The sequence below is a fragment of the Streptomyces palmae genome, assembly GCF_004684805.1.
Lineage (GTDB): Bacteria > Actinomycetota > Actinomycetes > Streptomycetales > Streptomycetaceae > Streptomyces > Streptomyces palmae.
Window position 1 is genome coordinate 1 of sequence record NZ_SRID01000225.1, and the last position, 11,176, is coordinate 11,176.

Annotated in this window: 2 protein-coding genes; both read right to left on the bottom strand. The window is 73.7% G+C overall.

Going from position 1 to position 11,176, the window contains the following annotated elements:
- On the bottom strand, positions 1–7,072 hold a 7,072-nt coding region (locus tag E4099_RS21325; RefSeq protein ID WP_135340706.1), incomplete at its 3' end, for a type I polyketide synthase.
- A gap of 60 nt (positions 7,073–7,132) precedes the next feature.
- Positions 7,133–11,176 (bottom strand): type I polyketide synthase (locus E4099_RS21330; protein ID WP_135340707.1); only part of this gene is annotated, 4,044 nt, incomplete at its 5' end.

Below are 11,176 nucleotides of genomic sequence, written 5' to 3' on the forward strand. Positions count from 1 at the left end.
CCGCCACCCCCTGGACCACCCCCACACCAGGCTCACCGGAGGCCAGGCCGGCCAGACCCGCCGCGAAACCCGCCACATCCGCCGCCAGCACCACCGCACGATGCTCGAACCGCGAACGCGTACTCACCAGCGAATACGCCACATCGCCTACCGACACCTCGGCATCGGCCTCGACACGCTCCAGCAGACGCGCCGCCTGCCCCCGCAGACCCGCCTCCGAACGAGCCGACACCACCCACGGCAGCACCGCCCCGCTCCCAGGGACCTCCGCGACCGGCTCGCCCGCCACCACCGGCTCGGCAGGCGCCTGCTCCAACACCACATGGGCGTTGGTGCCGCTGATGCCGAAGGAGGAGACACCCGCCCGACGCGGACGCTCCACCTCGGGCCAGGCCGTGGCCTCCGTCAGCAGGGCGACGGCACCGGCCGACCAGTCCACATGGCTGCTGGGTTCATCGACGTGCAGGGTCCGCGGCAGCAGCCCGTGCCGCATGGCCAGCACCATCTTGATGACGCCCGCCACACCGGCGGCGGCCTGCGTATGCCCGATGTTCGACTTGATCGAGCCCAGCAGCAGGGGCTGCTCGGCATCCCGCTCCTGGCCGTACGTGGCCAGCAGCGCCTGGGCCTCGATCGGGTCACCCAGGGTGGTCCCCGTACCGTGCGCCTCCACCGCGTCCACCTCGGCCGCCGACACCCCGGCAGCGGCCAGCGCCTGCCGGATCACCCGCTGCTGCGAGGGACCGTTCGGCGCGGTCAGACCGTTGCTGGCGCCGTCCTGGTTGACGGCGGAGCCGCGCACCACCGCCAGGACCGGGTGTCCGTTGCGCTGAGCGTCGTCCAGCCGCTCCAGCAGCAGGACGCCCGCGCCCTCGGAGAAGCCCGTACCGTCCGCCGCCTCCGCGAACGCCCGGCAGCGGCCGTCCGGGGAGAGCCCGCGCTGGCGGCTGAACTCCACGAACAGGCCGGGCGCCGACATCACGGAGACGCCGCCGGCCAGGGCCAGCGAGCACTCGCCCTGCCGCAGCGCCTGGGCTGCCAGGTGCAGGGCCACCAACGACGACGAACAGGCGGTGTCCACGGTGACCGCCGGGCCCTCAAGACCGAAGGTGTAGGAGACCCGGCCGGACACGATGCTGCCGGCGCTGGCGTTCCCGGGGCCACCGTCCGGACCTTGCTGGAGGCCGTAGTCGTGGTACATCACACCGGCGAAGACGCCGGTCTGGCTGCCGCGCAGGGTGGCCGGGTCGATCCCGGCCCGCTCGAACGCCTCCCAGGAGGTCTCCAGCAGCAGCCGCTGCTGGGGATCCATGGCGACCGCCTCACGTGGCGAGACACCGAAGAACGCCGGGTCGAACTCGCCCGCGTCATAGAGGAATCCGCCCTGGTCGGCATAGCTCTTGCCGGGGATTCCGGGGGTGGGGTCGTACAGGTCCTCGGCCCAGCCGCGGTCGGTGGGGAACGCCGAGATGGCGTCGCCGCCCTCGCTGAGCAGCTGCCACAGGTCCTCGGGGGTCCGTACGCCGCCGGGGTAGCGGCAGCTCATCGCCACGATGGCGATCGGGTCCTCCGCCGTGACCGCGACAGCCGTGGCCGCCGCGGGGGTGGACCGGCTGCCGGCCAGTTCCTCGCGCAGGTACTGGGCCAGGGCGGTGGGCGTGGGGTAGTCGAAGACCAGGGTGGCGGGCAGTCGCAGACCGGTGGCGGTGTTCAGCCGATTGCGCAGCTCCACGGCGGTCAGCGAGTCGAAGCCCAGCTCCTTGAAGGCGTGGGTGGGTTCGACGGACGCGCTGCCGGCGTGCCCGAGTACCGCGGCCACCTGGGTACGTACCAGGTCGAGCAGCAGCGCGAGTCGGCCGTCCTCGGGCAGTTCGGCGAGCTGCCGGGCCAGCGGGGAGCCGGTGGCGGTCTCGGCGGTGGAGTCCGCGGCGCGCCGTGCGGGGACCCGGACCAGGCCGCGCAGCAGCGACGGTACGCCGCCGGTGACGGCGCGGGCCCGCAGGGCGGGGATGTCCAGGCGGATCGGCAGCAGGGCGGGCTCGGCCACCGTGCCCGCGGCGTCGAACAGGGCCAGGCCCTGGTCGGAGGTGAGGGCGGTGATCCCGCCCTGGCGCATCCTCCGTACGTCCTCCTCGTCCAGGTGGCCGGTCATGCCGCTGCGCTCGGCCCAGAAGCCCCAGCCCAGCGAGGTGGCGGGCAGGCCCTGGGCCCGGCGGTGGGCCGCCAGGGCGTCCAGGAAGGCGTTGGCCGCCGCGTAGTTGCCCTGGCCCGCGCCACCGAAGGTGCCGGCGGCCGAGGAGAACAGGACGAAGGCCGAGAGGTCGAGCCCGGCGGTGAGTTCATGGAGGTGGAGTGCGGCGTCGGCCTTGGGCCGCAGCACCGCGTCCAGCCGCTCGGGGGTCAGGGACTCGACCACCCCGTCGTCCAGCACCCCGGCGGCGTGCACCACACCGGTCAGCGGACGCTCGGCCGGGATCCGGGCCAGCAGGGCGGCCAGTGCCTCCCGGTCCGCGGTGTCGCAGGCGGCCGTGGTCACGGTGGCGCCGAGTGCGGTGAGTTCCGTCTCCAGCTCGGCGGCGCCGGGGGCCCGCTCGCCCCGCCGGCTCGCCAGCACCAGGTGCCGTACCCCGTGCCGGGCGGCCAGATGCCGGGCCACCAGACCGCCCAGCACCCCGCTCGCGCCGGTGATCAGCACGGTGCCGTCAGGGTCCCAGGCGTAGCCCTCGCCCTCCTCGGCGACGGCGGTACGGGCCAGTCGCGGTGCCAGCAGGGCTTCCCCGCGTACGGCCAGCTGGGGTTCGCCGGAAGCCAGGGCGGCCCGTATCCCGGCGGCCGTTTCGGCGGGTTCGGCAGGCGTGGCGTCGGCGGCGGTGGCCGGGCCGGGCAGGTCGATCAGGACGAAGCGGTCCGGGTGCTCGGCCTGGGCGGAACGCACCAGGCCCCAGACTGCCGCGGCGGCCGGGTCGGCCAGCAGGTCGCCGTCCTCGGCGGCCACGGCGGCGCGGGTCACCAGCGCCAGCCGCGGCGCCCCGGTGCCTCCCTCCGCGGTGGTGCCGGGGGCGAAGGCGTCCTCCGCCAGCCAGCCCTGGACCAGCCGCAGCGCCTGGTAGGCCAGCGCCCGGTGCGCCGGAACCGGCTCCGGTACGACCGCTTCCGCCGGCTCGCCGGCTCCCGCGGTGGCCAGCGGTGCCAGCACCACACTCGGCACCGGGGCACCCGAGCCGATCGCTCCGGCCAGTGCGGCGAGGTCGGGGTAGCTGCCGCCGTCAGCCGCTTCCGCCAGGTCGTTCCAGCCGGGGGCCTCGCCCAGCAGGACCCGGGGGCCCACTCCGGTCTCCGGCTCCACGGCCTGGACGGCGTTCCAGGTGAGCCGGTACAGCGACTCGTGGAAGGCGCCACGGGCGGCGCCCAGTTGCTCGGCCGAGACCGGGCGGGTCACCAGCGAGTCAACCGAGGCGACGGTCGCCCCGCTCGCGTCGCCCACCAGCAGCGACACCGCGCCGGCGCCGGCGGGGGCGAGCCGCACCCGCAGTGTGGTGGCCCCGGTGGCGTGGAGGCTCACCCCGCTCCAGACGAACGGCAGGCTCGGCCGCCGCTCACCGCCGTCGCTCGCGTCCCGATGTTCCCCGGCGGGTGCCATCGCGTGCAGGGCGCTGTCCAGCAGCGCGGGGTGCAGCCCGAACCGGGCCGCCTGCGACCGCTCCTCCTCGGGGAGCGCGACCTCGGCGAACACCTCCTCGCCGCGCCGCCAGACCGCCCGCAGGCCCTGGAACGCCGGCCCGTACTCCAGGCCGGCGCCCGCCAACCGCTCATAGACTCCGGCGGTCTCCACGGCCTCGGCACCGGCCGGCGGCCATGCGGCCAGCTCCCGGCCGGCCTCGGCCAGGGGCGCGCCGCACCCGAGCAGTCCCTTGGCGTGCCGGGTCCAGGGCCGATCCGCCTCTTCCGTGCCGTCCGCCGCGTCCTCCGGGCGGGAGTACACGGTCAGGGTCCGCCGGCCCGCCTCATCGGGGCCGCCGACCGCCAACTGCACCTGCACGCCGCCGCGCTCCGGAAGCACCAGCGGCGTCTCCAGGGTCAGCTCCTCAAGGCGGTCGCAGCCGACCGAGTCCCCGGCCCGCAGCGCGAGTTCCACGAAGGCGGTGCCGGGCAGCAGGACCATGTCCGCGACCGCGTGGTCCGCCAGCCAGGGGTGGGTACGGAGCGACAACCGCCCGGTGAACAGGTAGCCTTCGGCGTCCGCCAGCGCGACCACCGCGCCCAGCAGAGGGTGGTCGGCGCGGCCCAGCCCCAGGCTCGCCGCGTTGCCGGCACCCGCGCCGCTGCCGTCCGACTCCAGCCAGTAGCGCTGCCGCTGGAAGGCGTAGGTGGGCAGCTCGACCGCCTGAGCGCCGGTGCCTTCGAAGACCTTCCGCCAGTCCACGGGGGCACCGGCGGTGTACGCCTCGGCCAACGAGGTGAGGAAGCGGTCCAGGCCGCCCTCCTCACGGCGCAGCGAGCCGATGGCGGTGGCCGGGGTGTCCAGGTCGTCGGCGGTCTGCTCGATGCCCACGGTCAGGACGGGGTGGGCGCTGGCCTCGATGAACAGGGGGTGTCCGGTGGCCAGCAGTGCCCGTACGGTCTCGTCGAAGCGGACGGTCTGGCGCAGGTTGCGGTACCAGTAGTCGGCGTCCAGGACGGCCGTGTCGATCGGCTCGGCGGTCACCGTGGAGTAGAAGGGGACAGTGGAGGTACGGGGGGTGATCCCGGCCAGCACCTCTCGCAACTCGTCCTCGATCTTCTCCACATGAGCGGAGTGGGAGGCGTAGTCGACGGGGATGCGGCGGGCTCGGATCTCCTCCCGCTCGCACTCCGCCAACAGCTCCTCCAGGGCCTCGACATCACCCGAGACCACCACGGAGGACGCGCCATTGACCGCGGCCACCGACAGCCGCGCACCCCACCGCTCCAACCGCTCGGATACGGCCTCGTGCGGCAGGGACACGGACACCATGCCGCCCAGGCCCGACAGGGCCAACAGCGCCTTCGACCGCAGCGCGACGACCTGCGCCGCGTCCTCCAGGGAGAGCGCCCCGGCGACCGCCGCCGCCGCGATCTCGCCCTGCGAGTGCCCGATGACCGCCGCGGGTTCGACCCCGTACGAGCGCCAGACCTCCGCCAGCGAGACCATCACCGCCCACAGCGCGGGCTGCACCACATCCACCCGCTCCAACGAGGCGGCACCCTCCACGCCCCGCAGCACATCCACCAACGACCAGTCCACGAAGGCACTCAAGGCCGCCGCGCACTCCGCCACCCGCTCGGCGAACACCGGCGAGGAGTCCAGCAGCGCGGCACCCATCCCCAGCCACTGCGAACCCTGACCGGGGAAGACGAAGACCGCCCGGTCACCGGAGCCGGCAACGCCGCGCACCACACCCGAGGCATCCCGACCCTCTGCCAGCGCACCCAAACCGTCCAGCAACCCGGCACGGTCCGCGCCCAGCACCACCGCACGGTGCTCGAAGACGGCCCGGGTCGCCACCAGGGAATGCCCGATGTCGGCGGCCGACACCTCCGAACGCTCCCCCACGAAGGACAGCAGCCGCTCCGCCTGCGCCCGCAGCGCCTCGGCCGACTTGCCCGACACCAGCCACGGCACCATCGGCAGCACCGACTCACCGGCGCCACTCTCCACGGCTTCCGCCGCCGGAGCCTGCTCCAGGATGATGTGCGCGTTGGTGCCGCTGATGCCGAAGGAGGAGATACCCGCCCGGCGGGGTTCCCCGCTCTCCGGCCAGTCACGGGCCTCGGTGAGGAGGCGCACGCCTCCGCTGGTCCAGTCGACGTGCGGGGTGGGCTGATCCACATGGAGGGAGGCGGGCAGCAGCCCGTTCCGCATGGCCAGCACCATCTTGATCACGCCGGCCACACCGGCGGCGGCCTGGGTGTGCCCGATGTTCGACTTGATCGACCCCAGCCACAGCGGCTGGTCCTCGGGACGGTCCTGGCCGTAGGTGGCCAGCAGCGCCTGCGCCTCGATCGGGTCGCCGAGGGTGGTCCCCGTACCGTGCGCCTCGACGACGTCCACCTGCTTGGCGGAGAGTCGGGCGCTGGCCAGGGCCTGGCGTATGACCCGCTGCTGGGACGGGCCGTTGGGGGCGGTGAGACCGTTGCTGGCGCCGTCCTGGTTGATGGCGGAACCGCGGATCACGGCGAGGACCGGGTGGCCGTTGCGGCGGGCGTCGGAGAGGCGTTCCAGCAGCAGCATGCCGACGCCCTCGCCCCAGCCGGTGCCGTCGGCCGCCGCCGCGAACGGCTTGCAGCGGCCGTCCGGGGAGAGCCCGCGCTGGCGGCTGAACTCCACGAAGGTGCCGGGGGTGGACATCACGGTGACCCCGCCGGCCAGGGCCAGGGTGCACTCGCCGCGGCGCAGCGCCTGGGCCGCCCAGTGCATGGCGACCAGTGAGGAGGAGCAGGCCGTGTCGATGGTGACGGCCGGGCCCTCCAGGCCGAAGGTGTAGGAGACCCGGCCGGAGGCGACGCTGCCCGCGGTGCCGTTGCCGAGGTACCCCTCGACTCCGGCGGGTACCGAGGTGAGGCCGGAGCCGTAGTCGTGGTACATCACACCGGCGAAGACACCGGTCCTGGTGCCGCGCACCTCGGCCGGGTCGATGCCGGCCCGCTCGAACGCCTCCCAGGAGGCTTCCAGCAGCAGTCGCTGCTGCGGGTCGGTGGCCAGCGCCTCGCGCGGTGAGATACCGAAGAAGGCCGGGTCGAACTCCCCGGCGCCGTGCAGGAATCCGCCTTCCTTGGCGTAGGTCTTGCCCGGGGTGCCGGGGTCGGGGTCGTAGAGCCCTTCCACGTCCCAGCCGCGGTCCTCGGGGAACTCCGTCACGGCGTCCTGGCCCGCGGCCACCAGCCGCCACAGCTCGTCGGGGGTGCGCACGCCGCCCGGGTACCGGCAGCTCATCGACACGATGGCGATCGGCTCCCGGTCGAGCGCCTCCACCTCCTGGAGGCGCTCGCGGGTCTGGTGCAGGTCCGCCATCGCCCGCTTGAGGTAATCCCGGAGCTTGTCTTCGTTACTCATCGCGCCTTCCCCCATGAAATTACTGTCGGCATTCGTGTGACGGCCCGTTCGACGGCCGGCTCAGGAGGTACCGAAGTCCTCGTCGAACATGCTGAAGAGCTCGTCATCGGTCGCCGATTCGAGTTTTTCGGCGAGCGTGCCGGCGCCGTCCGCGCCGTTCCGTTCCTCGCCGTACGTTCCGTCGCCGAACTGCGCGTCGCCGTACTTGGCCAGCAGTTCGCGCAGCCTGGACACCACTCCGCTGCGGCCGATCTCCGCCCAGTCCATGGCCGCCAGTCCGGCCTCCAGGCGGTCGAGCTCCACACCGACGGGCACGGAGCCCTGGGGGTCGGCGGGGAGCAGCGCCACCTGGAGGTGCTGGGCGAGTGCCGCGGGGGTGGGGTAGTCGAAGACCAGGGTGGCGGTGAGCTGGAGCCCGGTGGCCGCGTTGACGCGGTTGCGGAGTTCCACGGCGGTCAGCGAGTCGAAGCCGAAGTCCTTGAAGGCCCGTTCGGGTTCGATCGCGGCGGCGTCCGCGTGGCCCAGTACGGCCGCCACATGCCCGCGCACGGTGTCCAGTACCAGTCGGTCCCGGTCCGCGCCGGTGACCTGGGCCAGTCGGGCGCGCAGCCCGCCGCTGTCCTGGCCCGGCCCGGCCGCGGTACGGCGGGCGGCGACCCGGACCAGGTCGCGGAGGAGGTGCGGCACCGGGCGGCCGGTGTCCCGGGCGGCCGAGCGGATCGACGACAGTTCGAGCCGTACGGGTACGGCCACCGGTTCGGCGCCGGCGCACCCGGCGTCGAAGAGCGCCAGCCCCTGTTCGGCGGTGAGTCCGGCGATGCCGGCCCGGCCCATACGGCGTACGTCCGCGTCGTCCAGTCCGCCGGTCATGCCGCCCGCCTGGTCCCACAGGCCCCAGGCGAGGGAGCGCGCCGGCAGACCCTGGGCGTGCCGATGGGCGGCCAGGGCGTCCAGGAAGGCGTTGGCGGCCGCGTAGTTGCCCTGCCCGGCGCCGCCGAAGGTGCCCGATACCGAGGAGAACAGCACGAACGCCGACAGGTCCAGCCCGGCGGTGAGCTCGTGCAGGTGGATCGCGGCCAGGGCCTTGGGGCCGAGCACGGTGTCCAGCCGGTCGGGGGTCAGCGACTCGATCACCCCGTCGTCCAGTACTCCGGCGGCGTGCACCACGCCCGTCAGCGGACGCTCGGCCGGGATCCGGGCCAGCACCGCGGCCAGGGCCTCCCGATCGGCGGCATCACAGGCGGCCCACTCCACCTCGGCACCCAGACCGGCCAAGTCCTCGGAGAGCCCCGCCGCACCGGGGGCGTCCGCACCCCGACGACTCAGCAGCAGCAACCGCCGCACACCGTGCTCGACCACCAGATGCCGGGCAACCAAGCCACCCAGCGCACCCGCCGCCCCCGTGACCAGCACGGTCCCGGAAGCATCCACGCCCCAGGTCGCCCCGCCTTCCGGCCGGCCGGCCCGGGCCCGGTGCAGGCGGGGGGCGAGGGCGGTGCCCGCACGCAGGGCGAGTTGCGGCTCTCCGGTGGCGAGCCCGGCGGGCAACCCGGCCAGGGACTCCCGCCGCTCGTCCAGGTCGACCAGTACCAGGCGGTCGGGGTGCTCGGACTGCGCCGAGCGCACCAGCCCCCAGGCCGCCGCGGCCACCGGGTCCGGTACCGGCTCCCCGTCCCGGGCCGCCACCGCTCCCCGGGTCAGCAGCACCAGCCGGGAACCCGAGAACCCCTCGTCCGCCAGCCAATCCTGTACGAGCCCCAGGGCCCGGTGCGCCACCGCACGCAGCGCATCGGCGTCCAGGGGCGCGGCCGAGTCCGCCGACCCGTTGACGGAGGCGCACACCAGCTCCGGAACGGGCTGCTCCGAGCCCTCCCCGGCCATCCGGCTCAGCGCCGCCAGGTCCGGTACCGAGGCCACCTCGCGCACTCCGGCGGACCGCAGCGCGCCCAGCGACTCCTCGTCCCACGCGCCCAGTACGGCCCATCGGCCGCCCAACGCGGGGGCGACGGCCGGTACGGGCTGCCAGGCCACCCGGAACAGGGACTCGCCGAGCCCGCCCCGCGCACCATCGATCTGCTCACGCGACACCGGCCGCGCCACCAGCTCCCGCACCGTGACGACCGGCCGACCGGCCTCGTCCGCCACGAGCACCGAGACGCTCTCGGACCCGTCGGCCGCCCTGTCGCCATCGGCCCGCTCGGCCACGGCGGCCAGCCGCACCCGGACCCGGGACGCGCCCGCGGCATGCAGCGACACCCCGTTCCAGGCGAACGGCAGCCGCACGGCCGCCTCCTCGGCACCCGGCTCCTGGCCCGTGGAGGAACCTCGCCGCAGGCCCGCCGCGTGCAGGGCCGCGTCCAGCAGCGCGGGGTGCGCCCCGAAGCGCGCCGCATCGCCCTGCTCCGAGTCCGGCAACGCGACCTCGGCGAACACCTCCTCGCCACGTCGCCATACCGCCCGCACGCCCTGGAAGACCGGCCCGTACCCGAGCCCGCCCGCCTCGAAGCGCTCGTACAGATCACCGATCTCGACCGGCTCGGCCCCGGCCGGCGGCCAGACCTCCAGCCCGGGCGCGACGTCCTCGCTGTCCTCAAGGGCGGCGAGGGTGCCGGTGGCGTGCCGGGTCCACGGCTGCTCGGTGTCCTCGGTGCCCTCGACCCGCGAGTACACCTGCACCGATCGGCCGCCGTCCTCGCCCGGACCGCTCAGCACGACCCGGAGCTGGACGCCCCCGCGCTCGGGCAGCACCAACGGCGCCTCCAGCACCAACTCCACCAAACGGCCGCAACCAACCCGCTCCCCCGCGGACAACGCCAACTCCACGAACGCCGTCCCCGGCAACACCACCGCACCCATCACCACGTGATCCGCCAACCACGCATGCGAACCCAACGACAACCGCCCCGTCAACAACCACCCATCCGAATCCGGCAACGCCACCGCCGCACCCAACAACGGATGCCCCACCGCCCCCAAACCCGCACCCACCACATCACCCACACCAACCCCAGACTCCAACCAGAACCGCTCCCGCTGGAACGCATACGTCGGCAACTCCACCCGACGCCCCCGCACCCCAGCAGCACACAGCACCTCAACCCAGTCCACTACGGCACCCCGCACAAAGACCTGGGCAAGCGCCTCGGACAGTGCTTGGGCCTCGTTGCGGTCGGCGCGCAGCGCGGGCGCGAAAACCGCCTCCGGCAAGGAGTCCTGGCCCATCGCGGACAGCACCCCATCCGGACCCAACTCCAAGAACACCGAAGCCCCGGCACCCGCCAACGCCTCGACGCCCGCCGCGAACCTCACAGCCTCCCGCACATGCCGCACCCAGTACCCGGGCGAACACAGCTCCTCAGCGGAAGCGATCTCGCCAGTGACATTCGAGACCACCGGGATCGACGGCGCCACATACGACAGCCCCTCGGCCACCGCCGCGAACTCCGCCAACATCGGCTCCATCAACGGCGAATGGAACGCATGCGAGACCCGCAACCGCTTGGTCTTCACACCGGAAGCCGCAAGCTTCGCAGCGACCTCAAGGACCGCATCTTCAGCGCCGGACAGCACCACCGACACCGGACCGTTGACAGCCGCGATACCCACCTCGGCCTCACGCCCCACCAGCAACGGCAGAACATCAGCCTCAGCAGCCTGCACCGCCACCATCGCGCCACCTACCGGCAACGCCTGCATCAACCGACCACGCGCCCCCACCAGCACACACGCGTCATCCAGCGACAACACACCCGCCACATGCGCCGCGGCCAACTCACCGATCGAATGCCCGCCCACGAAGTCCGGACGCACCCCCCAGGACTCCACCAGCCGGAACAGCGCCACCTCCAGCGCGAACAACCCGCACTGCGTAAACGCCGTCTGGTTCAACAGCTCCGCGCCCTCGGTGTCCGCCTCGGCGAACACCACCTCCCGCAGCGACCGCCCCAGCACACCATCAAACCGAGCGCACACCGCGTCGAAGGCATCCGCGAACACCGGATACGTCGCATACAACTCACAACCCATCCCGGGACGCTGGCTGCCCTGGCCGGAGAACAGCACCGCCGACTTACCCGACGGCCCCGCCACCCCCTGGACCACCCC